General features: G+C 52.5%; 16 protein-coding genes and 1 tRNA gene. 12 read left to right on the plus strand and 5 right to left on the minus strand.

The window, feature by feature from the left end; translation table 11 throughout:
- Positions 1–2: 2 nt before the first annotated feature.
- On the plus strand, positions 3–524 hold the full coding sequence (gene sfmF, locus IB212_RS05540) for a fimbria assembly protein (protein WP_041911032.1): 522 nt from the start codon (positions 3–5) through the stop codon (positions 522–524).
- A gap of 51 nt (positions 525–575) precedes the next feature.
- On the opposite strand, the gene fimZ is transcribed toward sfmF, so the two are convergent.
- The 3 genes from fimZ to IB212_RS05555 all read right to left on the minus strand — a co-directional run bounded on the left by fimZ (position 576) and on the right by IB212_RS05555 (position 3,460).
- Positions 576–1,208, minus strand: a complete 633-nt coding sequence (gene fimZ / locus IB212_RS05545; protein WP_028012232.1) for a fimbria biosynthesis transcriptional regulator FimZ — start codon at positions 1,206–1,208, stop codon at positions 576–578.
- An 812-nt stretch (positions 1,209–2,020) separates the two neighbouring features.
- The gene (locus IB212_RS05550; RefSeq protein WP_041911031.1) at positions 2,021–2,737 is read right to left on the minus strand and encodes a response regulator transcription factor; all 717 of its coding nucleotides are present in this window, start codon (positions 2,735–2,737) and stop codon (positions 2,021–2,023) included.
- A gap of 24 nt (positions 2,738–2,761) precedes the next feature.
- Positions 2,762–3,460 carry an EAL domain-containing protein gene (locus IB212_RS05555; protein WP_041911030.1) on the minus strand — a complete coding sequence of 233 codons (699 nt, stop codon included), beginning with the start codon at positions 3,458–3,460 and terminating at the stop codon, positions 2,762–2,764.
- Between the two features lie 278 nt (positions 3,461–3,738).
- Here IB212_RS05555 and IB212_RS05560 point away from each other — a divergent pair.
- Both IB212_RS05560 and IB212_RS05565 read left to right on the plus strand, forming a co-directional pair.
- Positions 3,739–3,815, plus strand: a tRNA-Arg gene (locus IB212_RS05560).
- Between the two features lie 247 nt (positions 3,816–4,062).
- Positions 4,063–5,183, plus strand: a protein-coding gene (locus IB212_RS05565) for an IS3 family transposase (RefSeq protein WP_155963358.1) whose coding sequence is annotated in 2 segments (ribosomal slippage) — positions 4,063–4,321 and positions 4,321–5,183 — 1,122 coding nt in all. Because the reading frame shifts where the segments join, the coding sequence is not laid out codon by codon here.
- Positions 5,184–5,304: 121 nt separating this feature from the next.
- On the opposite strand, the gene IB212_RS05570 is transcribed toward IB212_RS05565, so the two are convergent.
- Together IB212_RS05570 and IB212_RS05575 are read right to left on the minus strand one after the other, a co-directional pair.
- Complete coding sequence (locus IB212_RS05570) at positions 5,305–5,787, minus strand: FidL-like protein (protein WP_041911027.1); 483 nt, start codon at positions 5,785–5,787, stop codon at positions 5,305–5,307.
- A complete protein-coding gene (locus IB212_RS05575; protein ID WP_409033782.1) occupies positions 5,768–6,691 on the minus strand; it encodes a transcriptional regulator in 924 nt (307 codons plus the stop codon). The genes IB212_RS05570 and IB212_RS05575 overlap by 20 nt, the downstream gene beginning before the upstream one ends.
- Positions 6,692–7,188: 497 nt before the next feature.
- On the opposite strand from IB212_RS05575, the gene IB212_RS05580 reads away from it, so the two are divergent.
- From IB212_RS05580 to IB212_RS05620, 9 genes are all read left to right on the plus strand, one after another.
- Positions 7,189–7,737, plus strand: a complete 549-nt coding sequence (locus IB212_RS05580) for a fimbrial protein (protein ID WP_041911025.1) — start codon at positions 7,189–7,191, stop codon at positions 7,735–7,737.
- 80 nt (positions 7,738–7,817) lie between these two features.
- Positions 7,818–8,363: a fimbrial protein gene (locus IB212_RS05585; protein WP_041911024.1), complete on the plus strand. Its 546-nt coding sequence runs from the start codon at positions 7,818–7,820 to the stop codon at positions 8,361–8,363.
- A gap of 64 nt (positions 8,364–8,427) precedes the next feature.
- The gene (locus IB212_RS05590) at positions 8,428–11,118 is read left to right on the plus strand and encodes an outer membrane usher protein (protein ID WP_081752981.1); all 2,691 of its coding nucleotides are present in this window, start codon (positions 8,428–8,430) and stop codon (positions 11,116–11,118) included.
- Positions 11,119–11,197: 79 nt separating this feature from the next.
- On the plus strand, positions 11,198–11,920 hold the full coding sequence (locus IB212_RS05595; RefSeq protein ID WP_223239745.1) for a fimbria/pilus periplasmic chaperone: 723 nt from the start codon (positions 11,198–11,200) through the stop codon (positions 11,918–11,920).
- Between the two features lie 63 nt (positions 11,921–11,983).
- Positions 11,984–12,643, plus strand: coding sequence for a fimbrial protein (locus tag IB212_RS05600; RefSeq protein WP_041911023.1), 660 nt, complete (start codon positions 11,984–11,986; stop codon positions 12,641–12,643).
- Positions 12,644–12,653: 10 nt separating this feature from the next.
- Positions 12,654–13,157: a fimbrial protein gene (locus IB212_RS05605; protein WP_051486219.1), complete on the plus strand. Its 504-nt coding sequence runs from the start codon at positions 12,654–12,656 to the stop codon at positions 13,155–13,157.
- Between the two features lie 13 nt (positions 13,158–13,170).
- A complete protein-coding gene (locus tag IB212_RS05610; protein ID WP_081752979.1) occupies positions 13,171–13,671 on the plus strand; it encodes a fimbrial protein in 501 nt (166 codons plus the stop codon).
- Between the two features lie 10 nt (positions 13,672–13,681).
- Positions 13,682–14,254 carry a fimbrial protein gene (locus IB212_RS05615; RefSeq protein ID WP_051486132.1) on the plus strand — a complete coding sequence of 191 codons (573 nt, stop codon included), beginning with the start codon at positions 13,682–13,684 and terminating at the stop codon, positions 14,252–14,254.
- Positions 14,247–15,269 carry an RNA-directed DNA polymerase gene (locus IB212_RS05620; RefSeq protein ID WP_051486131.1) on the plus strand — a complete coding sequence of 341 codons (1,023 nt, stop codon included), beginning with the start codon at positions 14,247–14,249 and terminating at the stop codon, positions 15,267–15,269. Before IB212_RS05615 ends, IB212_RS05620 begins: the two co-directional genes overlap by 8 nt.
- The last annotated feature ends 1,344 nt before the right edge of the window (positions 15,270–16,613 follow it).

Below are 16,613 nucleotides of genomic sequence, written 5' to 3' on the forward strand. Positions count from 1 at the left end.
ACATGCGAAACGGGATCCGTTTTATCACCGTGGCGCTCTTTGCGCTTTGCACCCAGGCTCAGGCGGAAACCGCATTGGGCGAAATTAATATTCGGCTCTACGGCAATATCGTCGATTTTACCTGCGTGGCAGAGGGTAACGATAGCGACAAAACGGTCACGCTGGGCACCTGGCCCACGAAGCAGCTCAACACCACGGGGAGCCGCACGCAGCCTATGCCCTTCACGCTGAAGCTGACCGGCTGTCCGCCCGGGGCGGCGTCCATTACGTTCTCGGGTAAGGCAGACGGGAGCAATAGCGGGTTGCTGGCGCTGAATGATGCCAGTACAGCGAGCAACGTCGCCGTCGAGATCAGGGATGCGGATAAAACGCGTCTGGCGCTTCAGCAGGCCAGCCAGCCGGTCACGGTTGATGCACAGGGGAATGCGACCCTATCATTTTATGCCAATTATATTGCCACGGCCGATAACCCTCAGCCCGGACGGGCTGATGCGGATGCTACCTTCATGATTAATTATAATTAGCGCTGACCGCACTCCCTGCAGCTCGGATAAACTGCAGGGAGTGAATTCAGGTTATAGCAGCTCGTGCGCTTTGGCGTAATCTATTAATTCCACGATGCTTTGTACGCCAAGCTTGGAATAAATATTGGATTTGTGCGCACTGATGGTCTTATTGCTCAACAGTAACTGTTCAGCAATCTCCTTATTGGATAATCCATTCGCCAGATAACGTAATACCGTGACCTCGCGATTCGATAATGGCATATCCGCTGCCATCCCTTTTCCCGAACCCATATGGTTTATAAAATTCAGCGTTTCCGACGGGAAAAAAGAATAACCCATCAGAATCATCTCTACGGCGTTGTAGATCTCACCCAAATCTTTTCGTTTACTGACGAAGCCGTTGGCCCCGGCGCGAATCGCACGACCCGCGTAAAATAACTCTGATTTAGAGGAGAGGAACAGAATCTTGATGTCTTTGTTTAAGTTTCTGATTCTCTTCAGTAAAGCGAAGGCGTCTGTGCCCGTAAGTTCGATGTCAAGGATCACCAAATCGATAGGATGATTACGAATACAGTCAAGAACTTCATGGCTATCGCCAGACTTAAGCTTGACTGTGATATTTTTATTTTTCTGTAGCAGGACCTCTATCGACATTCTGACGATAGGATGTTCGTCCATAATGATAACGGATGCCGGTTTCATTTTTAATGCCTCAGATTGTTAAAAGCGTTATGCAGAGTTTTGTAAAACTCTCGAAATGCCGGAAGGATATAAAGTGCAGATCCCTATACCGTAGTATTTCCCTGGAAAGAGCGAAAGCATCCTTGTTTACGTAATGAAAAGAACAGTGCCTCAGCGCGGTCATCTCATTTGGCTGGTGTTGGCAAAAAGATTTTTCTTATTCAGATTTGGTACGCATCTTATTATACAGAGTAAGTTTTTTCCGAAAACCCTGTAAATTAGTCTCCGCTTATTGGTTTGTATTATCTTCTGGATCTTAATGGCTATGTTTTTAAATTTAGCGGAAATATCCTGTTATCCCATTTACCGCATCTTTTCATCTTTATGTAATAACAAAAAATAACAGATGTCTCTTTATGTTGCGTAATTGTTAATAAAAAAGACCGTCGATTCGGCGGGCGACCCAGGGTCAAAGAGGCGAAAAAGTGCCCTCGCAAGGTGTCAAACCTTCATCTGAAAGTGCTTAAGGCGCATCAACGTCACGCCATCATCGCGCAGGAGAACATGCTATTCACTTTGCTTTCCGCTCCTGGAGAGTGAAGCGAAGCTGCTTGTTTTTACATCATTATCATCTTATTAACGCCTTCTGCATTCACTTAACGGATGGAGGAAAGTGCTGCCTTTGGTTCATTCTGTGACATTTCACATGGTTCCGAACCATAAATTAGGAATAGTTATAAAATCGAATACATTGTTAAAATTTAACCGTTTCATAACATGCGTGGTAAGTAAATTCCTAAAGCGCTTTAGGAAATAAGAAGTTAGTGCGTAAGTTAAAACGTGCAGTCAGAGAGGTTATTAAGAAGGTGTAACAATTCCTGGCGATGGCTCAGCCCCAGCTTAAGCAGGATGCAGCTGAGACGATAGATAATGCGGCTATAGGGGCGATTCTGCAGAAGGGCAATCTGACGCAGCGTCTTACCGCGGGCAAGCTCCTGCAAAATGGGCCATTCATTGCGGGAAAACCAGTCTTTATCGGACCCCTGCGGTGGGCGGGCATCCATCAGGCTGTGTTGAAGCCCTGCCGCGTTCATCTGACGTTCCAGCACGTGAAAAGGCCCCGCCGCTTTGCAGAAGAGGCGGGTATCATAATTATCTGCCCGGACCAGTAGCCACGGCGTCAGGAAGGGGGGATACAGGCTATGCCTTCTTAACTGATCCAGTTGATCAATCAGCCCGGTGGAACGGCTTTCTACATCCACCACCAGACGCGCTGAAGGCCATTGTGCCTGAGCGCCGAGCGCATCATCCAGCGAGATATAGTCGCAACAGCTGCTCAGGGGAAACTGTCCATTGAGAAAACCGGTGCGCAGAAAATGATCCTCCGTGACCAGAATGATAAACGGAGCGTCGGTTTTTCGGGGCTGGCTGATGGACTGGCTCAAAAACTCGAGCCGGTCGAAAAAGGGGGGAGCAAAAGGTGAGTGCGTAAATCCCAGTGCATCACTTCCTGTACGCCGCCGCCGGTAACGGCGCACTGTCATTCGCATGGTCTCCCTCCTGGAAATGGCTCTTTAATCCTCCGGCCATGTCCAGGACGGCCAGTAATATCCCTGGCCGAGATCTGCGCCTGCCTGCAGTGCCCAGGTGCGATCGCGTTCAGTCTCAATACCTTCGATGAGCACGCTCCCGGCCAGCTGAAAGCAACGTGAAACCAGCTGCCTCAGCGCGGGTGTAGCGCGTAAACGCCAGAATGCGCCCTTATCAATTTTGATGCCGTTCAACGGTAATCGACAAAATAAAAACGGCTGAATGACCGTTTCGTCGATGTCATCCAGCCAGATGCGGTGACCCTTCATGGTGAGCTGCTTCAGGCGCTGGGCGACGCCTTGCCGCTGTGTATCGGAGAGTGTGAAAAAGTCGACAGGGTCGACAATCTCTATATTCAGCGGCGGGCTTCGCAGTTGCAGCAGGCGCTGAAAAAGTTCTGGCACCATGAGTACGGTTATCGGCAGATTGATGAAAATATTGTTACAGGCGAGCGCATTTTTTAGCACACCGAGCTGCACTTCCAGCAGCATAAGCGACTGCTCTGCCGATTGTTCGCGGAAAAAATCTTCACTTTGCAGCGCGGGTGACAGAATGCTGAGCACCTCTACGCCGATCCTGTGCGAAGAGGCGAGGGCAACAATGGGCTCAAGTTTGATGCCGGTGATATCATGAGAAATATGCTTTAGCCGGGGAGGCGTATAGGTCAGGTTTTGCGCTGTCACTCCATTGTCCTGTTGTCTGTCAGCCTCCAGGCGGCCGGGATACCTTGCACCAGTGTGACGAGGTGGCCTACAGGAAAACAGCAGGCGTTACTTAAAAGCAGCTAAGCTTTTTCGCAGCGATAAATTCTACGTGGGATGTATTGAAAATGTTGAAAAAATAGCCGTATTTACAATCGGCTAGCCGTTATCGATTCTGATCGGGGAAAAGGCATTGACTCACCTGCCATTGACCGTATAATTCCACGCGTTTCACCACCGCGAAGTTCACGTTTCTCCGTGCGCCCTTAGCTCAGTTGGATAGAGCAACGGCCTTCTAAGCCGTAGGTCGTAGGTTCGAATCCTACAGGGCGTGCCATTTTGAAGTCAACTCGCCTCTACTGAATTCGCTTTTTATCCCTTATACTCCCTGAAATTACTGAATTTTTCTGTTACGAGTTCTACCGAGGTCAACTCAGTTATACCCAAATCAAGTGGTTGGGGGCCTTTGAGGGGGCTCATCTCGTTCAATGGAAATTAGGGGCCCCTTTATGCTGACCTGCTCCCCGTTGATTAATACACCGCAATGTTAGTAATGTCTTCATAAGCCACATGAGGACATCCCCATGAAGAAGCGTTTTTCCGACGAACAGATCATCAGTATCCTCCGCGAAGCTGAAGCCGGGGTTTCTGCCCGTGAGCTCTGCCGCAAGCACGCCATTTCCGACGCCACCTTTTATACCTGGCGTAAGAAGTATGCTGGTATGGAGGTGCCCGAGGTTAAGCGCCTGAAGTCGCTTGAGGAAGAGAACGCCAGGCTCAAGAAGCTGCTTGCCGAAGCCATGCTGGATAAGGAGGCACTCCAGGTGGCTCTGGGGCGAAAGTACTGACGACAGACCAGAAGCGGGAAGCCGTTGAGTTTATGTGTGATGCGACCGGTCTGTCGCAACGTCGTGCCTGCAGGCTTACAGGTTTGTCCCTGTCGACCTGCCGCTATGAGGCTCAGCGTCCGGCGGCTGATGCGCATTTATCAGGGCGCATCACTGAGCTGGCACTGGAGCGCAGGCGTTTTGGCTACCGCCGCATCTGGCAGTTACTGCGCCGTGAAGGCCTTCATGTTAATCACAAGCGCGTGTACCGCCTTTATCATCTGAGAGGGCTGGGCGTAAAACGCAGACGACGTCGTAAAGGGCTGGCAACAGAACGTCTGCCGCTGCTCCGCCCGGCGGCGCCCAACCTGACCTGGTCGATGGATTTTGTCATGGACGCGCTCGCCACCGGTCGCAGGATCAAGTGCCTGACCTGTGTGGACGACTTCACGAAGGAATGCCTGACGGTCACTGTTGCCTTTGGGATTTCAGGCGTGCAGGTGACACACATTCTGGACAGCATTGCGCTGTTTCGGGGCTATCCGGCGACGATAAGAACTGACCAGGGGCCGGAGTTCACCTGCCGCGCACTGGATCAATGGGCTTTTGAGCATGGTGTTGAGTTGCGCTTAATCCAGCCGGGCAAGCCAACGCAGAACGGATTTATTGAGAGCTTTAACGGACGATTTCGCGATGAATGTCTGAATGAGCACTGGTTCAGCGATATCGTTCACGCCAGGAAAGTCATTAATGACTGGCGGCAGGATTATAACGAGTGTCGTCCACATTCAGCACTGAATTATCAGACGCCATCAGAGTTTGCAGCACGGTGGCGGAATGGAAAATGTGAAGGTAAACAAACCGACATTACTAACTGATGGCTGTATCTAATAATGGGGGCAGGTCAATTTATTTTAGATATCATATAATTAGCTAAGACGGCAGACCACTAGGTACGGTCTGCTGTCAAGATAACCTGCTGTGAATTTACGGAGGTATTTAATACCGATAGCAAAGCGCTATGGGTTGAGATATTCCGTTAATCAAGTAGGTATTTCCCTTGATTTTGTTAATTCGGATATGGCTGTTGGAACCATCAAATTGTGAGCTCATCAAAAGATGGCTGATGTCTTTAGGTGTATTATCACTGGGATGTATTTGTTCTAAGGTGTATCTTATATTGTAGATATCCTTGCTATCAGAAAGATCGAGCATGAAATGTAGTGTTCTCAGATAGCGATATCTGTTGTTATTGTGGATGACATACCCGGTCATGTTAACCACACTCTCCTTTTGAGCATTAAATATGTAATTCATTCTCATTTCATAGGAAAGCATATCCCTGTCATTTAGCATATCAGTAACGATAGTATCTACCTGGCAGCGTACAGCTTCATCCGCACTGTTAGATTGCTTATATATGATAATGGATAATATCAGAATTAATATTACCAACGCTGCTCTAATTATTTTCTTTGCCATTATTGTCTGTCCGGGTTTTACAATATGTCTGCTTGCCTTTTTCATTTTTCAAACAGATGCCTAAGAACGAAAAAAGGGAGTTTTCCTTGTTAAGTAACATCTTGGCAAAGTAAAGGTCATAAGAGGTGTTATTACAGTTGATTTTTTCCTTTTCTATCTCATTCAATGCGAGTTTAATAGTTCTTTCTTTAGGATAGATATCGTAATCTTCAATGGTGAAGATATTACACTTTTTGATACGGAACAAAGGTTCAATATCGGCTGGTTGGACATTGATGGCAAGATTCTGCTGTTGCTTCACTAATGCGATAATACAACCTATTAAGAGCAGGGCAATCAGAACACTATCAATTGCGTTGATATAACGCCTCTTTTTTCCTTTGTCTATTGACTTCAGAGCGCTTTGCGAAAGAACTACCTCATTAGCCTCATTAGCCTCATTAGCCTCATTAGCCTCATTAGCCTCATTAGCCTCATTAGCCTCATTAGCCTCATTAGCCTCATTAGCCTCATTAACTTCACCTGCTGGCACCCACTCCGAAAGTGCTGAAGCACAGGCTAATGGCGGTTGCTTTACTAGCGTTTCTATATTTGCTTCGAGTTTTACCCCTTGCTTGGGAATCGTGATGATAATTTTTTCACTGTACCCAAGTTGAATGAATGCCTTTCTTATTTCGCTGATATAAGAGTTGAGATTGCTGTTAGAGCCGGAAAAGCCATAGTCTTCCCAGACGTTTTTCAACAGTGCTTCTCTGGTCACTGTTGTTCCTTTGTACTTTATTAGTTCCAACAAAAGGCGTGTCGCAGGCGCAGACAGAGAAATCTCAATTTCCTTATTGTTAAGTATTGATAGAGATCTTTCCGCAGGGAGAAAGACCATGCTGAAATTAAATATATATTTCATGTTCAACAACGCTCCTCAATAGCTGTGTAAATTATTACATGTGATTAGGATGTTGTAAAATTTTTATGGATTTACGATTCACTGTATGAAATTTCTTTGCTTACTCCCGTCATTTTTTACTTTTCTGCGTTTTGTTAAAAAATAAAAACCTTTGGTATCGGTGTGTTTTTAGCTCGTTTTGGTATAAAAAACATAAATAGAAAATTTTTTGGAGTAAAAATCTATATTTTATGCTTTGTGTAGCATGTTTTGCTGGTGTGGTTTTGGGGGTGTATCATTGGTCTCGTTGTCGCAGTGATGCGTTCCGTTATTGTCTCTCGAGAACCTAAAGAGCGATATGCGAATGTAGATGATGAGTCAACGTGACCACAAACCCGGGCACGTACATGAAAGAATTATGAAAGCCATCATTATCCAGCTTTCACTTTCGTACTGTCTAATCAAATTATTAATAGTCTTTAACCTGTAGTTTGAAGCACTAGATAAGGAAATTTTGAATGAAACTAAACAAAGTAATGATGGCAACTGTGCTGGCACTTGGTGTTTCTTCCACTGCATTTGCTGCAGAACAAGGGCACGGTAAAGTAACCTTCACGGGTTCTATCATCGATGCACCATGCTCTATTAATCCTGAGTCTGCGGATCAAACCGTTGAGCTGGGTCAGATTTCTAATGTTGCTCTGAAAAATGGCGGAAAATCGAACCCGCGCCAATTCTCTATCGATCTGGAAAACTGCTCTTTTGAAGCTGATGATAAAGGCGTTCTGCAAAAAAATAAAGTGACTGCTACTTTTACCGGTATGGAGTCCTCTGTAGTTAATGGCGCACTCTCGATCAACGGCACTGCACAAGGAGCAGGAGTAGTCATTGCCGAAGCTGACGGTAATGCTGTTAAGCTTGGTCAACCTACTAAGGCACAGGTGTTGCAGGATAATAATAACAGCCTGAACTTCTCTGCCTACCTGCAGGGCGCTAGCGCATCAGACACCGCTATCGTACCGGGTGATTTCAAGGCTGTAGCAGATTTTACTCTGGCTTATAACTAAGAGCCATTCTCTTTGTGGAATTAATTGCATGCGGGTATCCGCATGCAATTTTCACTAAGTCTTATTTTCGGGTGAGTCTTATGTGGGTAAGTAAACATTATTTTGTGTTTTCTTTCATATTTATCCTAGCGTACTTTCCGCTGCAAGCAATGGCTACTGTGTCGTCACAGGGATGGGGTAGGGTAAATATGCAAGGCGCCATTATTGATACCGCCTGCGCTATCGCTATTGAGAGCCGTGACCAGACTATTGATATGGAGGTGGTGCCGCTGGCGGATATTATTCGCGATGGACAGGGGCGCAGTAAACCTTTTTCCATTGAACTGGTCAACTGTACTCTTGAACGCCCGGACCCCACATTACCCGACTGGAAGCAATTTCAGGTGACGTTCGACGGGGATAGTGAGGGGGAATTATTTGGTGTGCGGGGTGATGCGTCTGGGGTGGCGCTGCGTATTACCGACGAGAATGGGAATATTGCCACGCCGGGTGTGCCACTGCTGGCTCAGGACATTATTACCGGTACCATGCATCTTAATTATCACCTGCGGCTGGTCGCCAATCAACATGCGCTGAAGGCCGGTGATTATTTTTCAGCGATACGTTTCAAGCTGGATTATTTCTGAATGGCGTCAGCCGTAATTATCACGGTCGCCTGCAACGTAAATATAACGAGAAAGGGTTAGGGATATGAGAGTGTCATCTGCTGGGAAGCTGATGCGCCTCCAGACTTTGGGGCTCTGCATTTCGCTGGCGCTGGGCGTGCTGTCGGCGGCGGTATTTGCCGCAGGCGATATTCAGTTCAACACGGATGTGCTGGATGTGCACGACCGTGAAAACATCGATCTGAGCCAGTTCTCTCGTGGCGGTTACATTATGCCGGGCACCTACGGCATGGTAGTGCACGTCAATAAAAATGATTTGCCGGAGCAGCAGGTGCCGTTTTATGCGCCTGAGGATGACCCGAACGGCAGCCGGGCCTGCGTCACGCAGGCGTTGATCGGGCAACTGGGGCTGAAAGAGGATGCCCTGAAAGGGGTGACCTGGTGGCACCAGGGTGAATGCCTGGATGAGGCCAGCATACCTGGCATGGAGGTGCGTGGCGACCTTGCGACCTCGGCGCTGTATCTGAGTATTCCTCAAGCGTTTCTGGAGTACACCGCAGAGAACTGGGACCCGCCCTCCCGTTGGGACGAAGGGATTCCGGGGCTGCTGTTTGATTACAACGTCAACGCCCGCACTCAGAAACAGCATCAGGTCAACGGCAGTAGTTACAGCCTGAGCGGCAACGGTACTACCGGCCTCAATCTCGGCGCCTGGCGCCTGCGTGCGGACTGGCAGGGCAATGTCGATCACACTGCCGGATCGGGCCAGTCTACCACGCAAAAGCTGGACTGGAGTCGTTATTACGCTTATCGCGCCATTCCGGCGCTGCGCTCGAAGCTAACTGTCGGGGAGAACTACCTGGACTCCGGCATGTTCGACAGCTTCCGCTTTACCGGGGCGAGCCTGATGTCGGACGACAACATGTTGCCGCCTAACCTGCGTGGTTACGCGCCGGAAGTGGTTGGGATAGCGAAGACTAATGCCAAGGTGGTCATTAGCCAGCAGGGGCGAGTGTTGTACGAGACCCAGGTAGCAGCGGGGCCGTTTCGCATTCAGGACATCAACGATGCGGTCAGCGGTGAGATGAACGTACGGGTGGAAGAGCAAGACGGCAGCGTGCAGGAGTTCACGATGAATACGGCTACCATCCCGTACCTGACGCGCCCCGGGTTGGTGCGTTTCAAGCTGGCGAGCGGCAAACCCTCCGATTTTCAGCACCACTCCCGCGGGCCGGTGTTTGGTACCGGCGAGTTTTCCTGGGGGGTCAGCAACGGTTGGTCACTGTACGGCGGCGCCCTGGTGGGTGGTGACTACAACGCATTGTCGTTGGGGCTTGGCCGTGACCTGATGGCGCTCGGGGCGTTGTCTTTTGACGCCACCGAGTCGCGGGCGCGGTTGCCGCAGGCAGACGGCACGCTGAGCGGCGGCTCGTACCGCCTGAGTTATTCGAAGAACTTTGATGAGTACGACAGCCAGGTGACCTTCGCCGGCTACCGTTTCTCGCAAGAAGACTTCATGAGCATGAGCGAGTACCTGGATGCGCGCTATTACGGCACACGCACCGGCAACGGCAAGGAGATGTACACCGTTACCTTCAACAAGCACTTCCGTGACTGGGGACTGAGTACCTACCTCAACTACAGCCACGAGACGTTCTGGGACCGGCCGGCGAACGACCGCTACAACCTGACGTTGTCGCGCTATTTCGATGTTGGTTCATTCCGCAACGTGAGCTTGTCACTATTAGCGTACCGGAACCAATACAACGGCGTAAATGATGACGGCGGATATCTGTCGCTCTCGTTGCCGTGGGGCAACAGCGGTTCAGTGGGTTACAGCGCCACGGTCAACCGCAGCGATGTAACGCACCAGGCAAACTATTACGACCGTCTGGATGAACACAATAACTACAGCATGAGCGCCGGCAGTTCGCGCAGCGGCGCCAGCTTAAGTGGTTACTACAACCACGAAGGTGATATGGCGCGTATGAGCGCCAACGCCAGCTATCAGGAAGGGCGCCACAGTGCGATGGGGTTGTCGCTGCAGGGCGGGGCGACGCTGACGATGGAAGGCGGTGCGCTGCACCGCGCCGGGATGCCGGGCGGCACTCGCATGCTGATTGATACCAACGGTGTGGCGGATGTGCCGGTGCGTGGCTACGGCCGCACCAGCAACACCAACGCCTGGGGTAAGGCGGTGATAGGCGATGTGAACAGCTATTACCGCAACAAGGCGAGCATCGATCTGAACAAGCTCGGCGACAACGCCGAAGCCACCACATCGGTGGTGCAGGCAACGCTGACGGAAGGTGCCATCGGCTATCGCCAGTTCGATGTGATTGCCGGCGAGAAGGCGATGGCGGTCATCAAGCTGGCGGACGGCAGCCAGCCGCCGTTCGGTGCCACGATTATGAACGCCCGCAAACAGGAGACCGGCATCGTCAACGACGGCGGCAGTGTCTATCTGAGCGGCATCAATGCCGGCGATACCATGACGGTGCACTGGGCAGGCAGCGCGCAGTGTGAAGTTCGGATGCCAACGCCGCTGCCGGCGGAGATGCTGATGAATAACCTGTTGTTGCCGTGCCACCCATTGCGTGCACAGGCGCCGACCCATGACGGCCAGACAACAGCCGAGGATGCACCAGGAGCGGTGACGTCGACAGTGCCAGGGCGGACAGTGCAACCGCCATCTCTGAGCGATGAAAACCGCGAAGTTGTTTTAACCACCAGTTTGAGAGGCCGCGAGGGCCGGGAAGAGAAAGATGATGCGTAAGAATACAGTGATGATGTGGCGCCGGCATGATGGCCGAGTGGCCGCGTGGATGAAGAACAACACTCTGAGCTCGGTGGCGATGGCCGTTGCCCTGCTGAGTGCACTGGCGGCCCAGCAGGCTCAGGCGGCGATTGCCCTGGACCGCACGCGGGTGATTTTTGACGGCGACCAGAAATCGGTCAGCCTGAGCGTCACCAACCAAAACAAGCAGCTGCCGTACCTGGCGCAGGGCTGGATTGAGGATGAGCAGGGTAACAAAATCCAGAGTCCGCTGACCGTGCTGCCGCCGGTGCAGCGTATCGAGCCGGGCAAGCCGAGCCAGGTGAAAATCCAGGCGTTGCCGGCGGCAAAATTGCTCAAGCAAGACCGTGAGACGGTCTACTACTTCAACCTGCGGGAAATTCCGCCGAAGAGCAGCAAACCAAATACCCTGCAGATTGCGCTGCAGACGCGTATCAAACTGTTCTACCGCCCAGCCGCCGTCGCAATGGACAAGAACGCGCCGCCGCCGCAGGAGCAGTTGACCCTGACGAAACAGGGCAACAGCTACATAGTGAACAACCCGACGCCGTACTACGTGACCATCGTGGATGCGGCTACTAAAAAAGGAGTTGAAGGGGTGAAAGGGTTCGAACCGGTGATGGTGCCGCCGATGGATAAGCTACCGCTGACGGTCAACGCGTCGAGCCTGGGCAACAGCCCGGTGTTGACCTACGTCAATGACTACGGCGGCCGTCCATCGCTGAGCTTCAGCTGCAACGGCACCGCCTGCAGCGTGGTGCCGGACAAGAAGGCAGGCTGACGGGCGGCATGCCGTCCGCCGGGATGAGCGACGGGATTTTGGCGCTGCGGCGCGGAGGGGTATATGGCAGGGAAATACGACATCAATACGGCGCGTGCCTGCTGGTTAAGCGAGCTGCGCTATTACGGCGCGTTGGGTGGGCTGGCGCTGATGGTGCCGCTGACGCTGGGCACGATGCTGTGGCTGTTGCCTGATGCCCAAGCGAAGGTGGACAACTGGGATGTTGAGGGGACAAACGGCACGTTGTATGTGCACGGCGCGTTGACCGAGAGTGCCTGCCGGCTGGAGATGGAAAGTGCTCGTCAGGATATCGCGCTGGGTGACATCGGCACGGGGCGACTGCAGAGCATTGGTGCGCGTGGTGAGCCTGTACGGTTCGAATTGCGGCTGGCCGACTGCCTGCGTAGTCCGGGGGGGCACCGCGACAGTCGTACCGGCAACCTGACCTGGGCGGACATGCAGCCGGCGGTGACGGTGAGTTTCCGGGCAAACCGAGATGCGGACAACCCGCAGTTGGTAAAGGCGCAGGGCGTCTCCGGGTTGGGGCTGCGTCTGGAAGATGGCCGGGGCGAGGACGTGCGCCTGGGCAGTAGTGGCAAAGCATTGCTGCTGACGCCGGGGCAGAACACCTTGAGCTACACGGTGACGCCGGAGCGTACGCCGGCCAGCCTGGTGGCAGGCAGCTATCGGGCCGTGGTGAATTTCCATCTGAGCTATGACTGAGGCGGTGGGTATGGATAACGAAAATTACCGCCTGCGCCATCCTGCCCGTGTACTGGTTGCGTTGCTGGCGGCGGTGCCGTTGATGGCCCTTGCCTCAAATATGGCCACCGTGACCGTGAAGGTGACCGTCGTCAAGCCGCCGCCGTGCACCATCAATGACGATCGGCCGATAGAGGTGGATTTTGGTGATGTGATGACGACCCGAGTTGACGGCAATAACTATAAGATGCCGGTGAATTACGCCTTGTCGTGTTCCGATGCTTCGTCCAATGCGATGAAACTGCAGGTGAACGGTAACGGTGCAAGCTTTGACGGTACGGTGTTGCAAACCAATAAAACCGGATTGGGTATTGAGCTGCGTCAGGGAGATAACAAACTGGCGGTGAACAGCTGGTTGAACTTTACCTACCCGCAGAAGCCGGAGCTTTGGGCTGTTCCTGTGAAGCAAAGTGGTACCACCCTGACGGGAGGTGAGTTTACGGCGGGGGCCACCATGAAAGTGGCCTATCAGTAACGGGGAGCAGCGGATGACAACGCAGACGATGATGAACACTCTACTGCTGGCCGTAGTATGGGGGGCGGCAGGTGTTGCGCTGGCGGACGGGGATGTCGATATGACGTTCCGCGGCACGCTGATAGAACCGCCACCGTGCACTATCAATGACGGCAACCGTGTGGATGTCAATTTCGGTGAGCGGGTGGGCATTAACAAGGTGGATGGCGTGAATTATCGACAGATGATGAACTATCAAATCACCTGTGATAACGCCGGCAGTGGCAGTTGGGCACTGACGCTGAGTTTAACCGGCGCAGCGGCGGGGTTTGATGAACAGGCATTGCAGACTAACAAGACGGACCTGGGGATCCGGGTTTATCAAAACGATAAACCGTTCACGCCGGGCAGTACGCTGGCCATTGATATAAGCAATCCACCACGGCTGGAAGCGGTGCCGGTCAAGCGGGAAGGGGCAATCCTGACCGAAGGGGCATTCGAGTCCTTGGCGACACTGCGTGCCGATTACCAATAAGGAGTCCGTGATGAAACGCAAATCAGGAAAGCGAGTCTATCAGGGGCTGTGGCGTAAAAAAGTAGCTGGCCTGTTACTGACGCAGGCACTGATTACGTTTGCTGTGCCGCCGGTGACGGCAGCCGACAACGTGCACCTGTATGGCGCGCTGGTCGCAGAGCCCTGCGTCATTCCTCCGGGTGACGAAGAAATCCAGCTGGATTTTGGCACCATCGTCGACAAGTACCTGTACCAGAACACCCGTACACTGGGGCAGCCGTTCGAGATACGGCTGGCGGAGTGTGACATTAGCCTGGGCAAGACGGTGAGGGTGACCATTACGGGCATGGAAAATACGGCGTTACCCGGCCTGCTGGCCATCGATGCCGGCAGTGGGGCGAAAGGCATTGCCATCGGGCTTGAGACGCTGGAGGGCAAACCGTTGCCGTTTAACAAATCGAGCGACGATTATGTGTTGCAGGCGGGCAACAATATGATTGCGCTAAAGGCCTATGTGCAGGGGGAGCCGCAGGCGATTGCCAATCGAACCATCGGTTACGGCCCGTTCAACGCGGTGGCGACGTTCAGCCTGGAATATGAGTAAGCGCCCTTGCCAGGCACTGAACAGGCAGCAAAACACGCAAATTATCGAGAACTGGGAGCGGGCTTACCATTGGTTATGCCGGCGGCGCCGGCATGCACCGGTCAATGCGGATATATGGGACCTGCGGTTCTGGTGGTTCTGTGAAAAGCGGGCGTTGCTGACCCGGGTGCTGTCTGGCGACTATCGGCTGTCGCCGATGCAGGCATATCACCGGCAGGGCAAAAGCTGGGTGCAATGGCCGGCACAGGATGCCCTGGTCCTTAAATGGGTCGCGCTGCAGGTTGAACCTCTACTGCCCCGCCACACGCGTTGCCATCACCTGAAAGGGCACGGTGGTGTCAGTGGGTCAGTAAAAGCGGTCAGTGCCGCATGGCGCAGCGGAAACTGGCGTTATGTCTATCGGACGGACATTCGCGGTTTTTACCGCCATATATTGAAGCATCAGGTTGAAAGCCAACTGCACAGATATATAGATGATGAAGTCTGCAGAGGTTTATGCCTGCAATGGCTCAATTACAGCGTCGACGATGGCGGTGATATTTACACGCCGGAAAAAGGAATATGCCGCGGCAGTGCGCTCAGTCCGTTAATTGGTGGCAGTCTGTTGCGACATATAGACGGTTATTTTGCATCGCGAGAGGAATTATTTTATGCCAGGTATATGGATGACTTTATTGTGTTCACCCGGACACGCTGGCATTTACGCAAGGCAATTAAATCACTGCATGAGTTTTTTGATTTGGGCGGGTTTGAAACTCACCCGGATAAAACGCAACTTGGCAATATTGAAAGAGGCTTTGACTGGCTGGGCATATGGTACTCCCCGCTGGGGCCCCAAATAGCGCCGAGAGCATTAGAGAACCACCGGGAACGTTGCGCGCGGCTTTATGAGCAAGCCAGGTATCGGAGACTGCCGAAGGCAGAAACTGAGGCGTTGGTGCGTGGGTATGAAGCCCGGTGGAGTGTGTGGGCAATCCGTCAATTAGCTCTTGCGCGGGTGAGGATTGCTCGTTAGTAAAAAAAAGGTTACGTATGAGACTACGCTATCTACTGATCATGGGGGGCCTCATTAGTTGGAGCGCCATGGGAGTACAATACCCGCATATGACAAGCGTTCGAGTTACGTCGTGCGGGAACAGCACCTGCGAATACCGTGTAACGTTCGAAAGTGGTGGGACCCTGAAGACCAACATCGAACCAAGGACGGTCCGCCCAAATCCGTATATGGGTACTGAATTAATACCAGTGGGGACCAACTGCCAGTATGGTGACCGGTCGGCCGGCATCCCGTATAAGAACTGTCAGTGGGACAGTCGATATGCTCCACCGATGACGGGAAGGTGCCACCTGCGGAATAGTGGGACTTGGGAGGTGAACGAGACTGATACTTGCTCAACGGCTATGTCCTGGACCTTACAGAACGTGAAACCTGAGGGACTATGTATCGTATTCGCCCAGCGTCACCCCACCGACCCCCAAACGTACAAGCTGTGGACACCGTGGGGCGAGCTGTCTGCTGAAGTGGCCGCAAACTCTGGGGGGGAGTACTGTATTAAACCGCTGCCTCCGACGGTCCAGTGCAAGATGAACCTACCCCCATCTGTCGATCATGGCGTCGTGGCGCCAGGCACGTCGTCAGAAGTAGCCGCGTACGGTGACATAGATTGCGGCGGGAGTCCGAAGCTCGATGTCATGGGGGCTGGGATTGTGCAACGGGATGGCGTTGAATATACAGTCGTACCTACCTTAGAGTCCATCAACCGGGTGCGGATAGCTACCTCGGTAAAGGTCGGACAGAACACGAGCGGGGGGGGCTATGAGACCTCTTTCGTGATCGTCGCTGCTCCTTATTGACCACTGCCCTGACCAGGTGGCCCTAGGTGCGAAGTACCATTTGGATACCAGCTGGGATGAGCAGTGGGCCAGTGTATCGTCGCCGAGCGAATGGATCCGGCGTCGCCGCTGTATTAAATGACATCCTGACTCAACACCGGGCGTCGACCGTGGTGGTGATATATCCGTCGGAAAAAATACCTCGATGCGGGCGCTCAGTCCGTTATTGCGGATATATGCTGCGACACATAGATGGTTATTTTGATCTACGCCCTAGGGAAAAAGTCGGTACGTGAGAGTGTTATGTACCACACCGAAGGTACTTGGGTCTAGGAGTGATACACGGTGTCACCACGGGGGGCAGCCCGGGTCTGAGTGTGCGGAGTATATGTATCCGGGGAACCCATGGTAATGCCCTCTGGGATCCCTCCCGTTTCGGTACTGCTGTTGAATGCCTGACACGGTGCATCGTCGCGCGCTGCGGGGACTCATCGCAAAGAGACGAATATGATCAGAATTGTGGTCG

This window comes from Enterobacter sp. E12 (assembly GCF_014596715.2).
Classification (GTDB): domain Bacteria; phylum Pseudomonadota; class Gammaproteobacteria; order Enterobacterales; family Enterobacteriaceae; genus Enterobacter; species Enterobacter bugandensis.

Excerpts from the sequence above, each read along its gene's own strand:
- sfmF (WP_041911032.1), top strand. The coding sequence starts at position 3 with ATGCGAAACGGGATCCGTTTTATCACCGTGGCGCTCTTTGCGCTTTGC.
- fimZ (WP_028012232.1), bottom strand. The coding sequence starts at position 1,208 with ATGAAACCGGCATCCGTTATCATTATGGACGAACATCCTATCGTCAGA.
- IB212_RS05550 (WP_041911031.1), bottom strand. The coding sequence starts at position 2,737 with ATGCGAATGACAGTGCGCCGTTACCGGCGGCGGCGTACAGGAAGTGAT.
- IB212_RS05570 (WP_041911027.1), bottom strand. The coding sequence starts at position 5,787 with ATGGCAAAGAAAATAATTAGAGCAGCGTTGGTAATATTAATTCTGATA.
- IB212_RS05575 (WP_409033782.1), bottom strand. The coding sequence starts at position 6,691 with ATGAAATATATATTTAATTTCAGCATGGTCTTTCTCCCTGCGGAAAGA.
- IB212_RS05580 (WP_041911025.1), top strand. The coding sequence starts at position 7,189 with ATGAAACTAAACAAAGTAATGATGGCAACTGTGCTGGCACTTGGTGTT.
- IB212_RS05585 (WP_041911024.1), top strand. The coding sequence starts at position 7,818 with ATGTGGGTAAGTAAACATTATTTTGTGTTTTCTTTCATATTTATCCTA.
- IB212_RS05590 (WP_081752981.1), top strand. The coding sequence starts at position 8,428 with ATGAGAGTGTCATCTGCTGGGAAGCTGATGCGCCTCCAGACTTTGGGG.
- IB212_RS05595 (WP_223239745.1), top strand. The coding sequence starts at position 11,198 with ATGGCCGTTGCCCTGCTGAGTGCACTGGCGGCCCAGCAGGCTCAGGCG.
- IB212_RS05600 (WP_041911023.1), top strand. The coding sequence starts at position 11,984 with ATGGCAGGGAAATACGACATCAATACGGCGCGTGCCTGCTGGTTAAGC.
- IB212_RS05605 (WP_051486219.1), top strand. The coding sequence starts at position 12,654 with ATGGATAACGAAAATTACCGCCTGCGCCATCCTGCCCGTGTACTGGTT.
- IB212_RS05610 (WP_081752979.1), top strand. The coding sequence starts at position 13,171 with ATGACAACGCAGACGATGATGAACACTCTACTGCTGGCCGTAGTATGG.
- IB212_RS05615 (WP_051486132.1), top strand. The coding sequence starts at position 13,682 with ATGAAACGCAAATCAGGAAAGCGAGTCTATCAGGGGCTGTGGCGTAAA.
- IB212_RS05620 (WP_051486131.1), top strand. The coding sequence starts at position 14,247 with ATGAGTAAGCGCCCTTGCCAGGCACTGAACAGGCAGCAAAACACGCAA.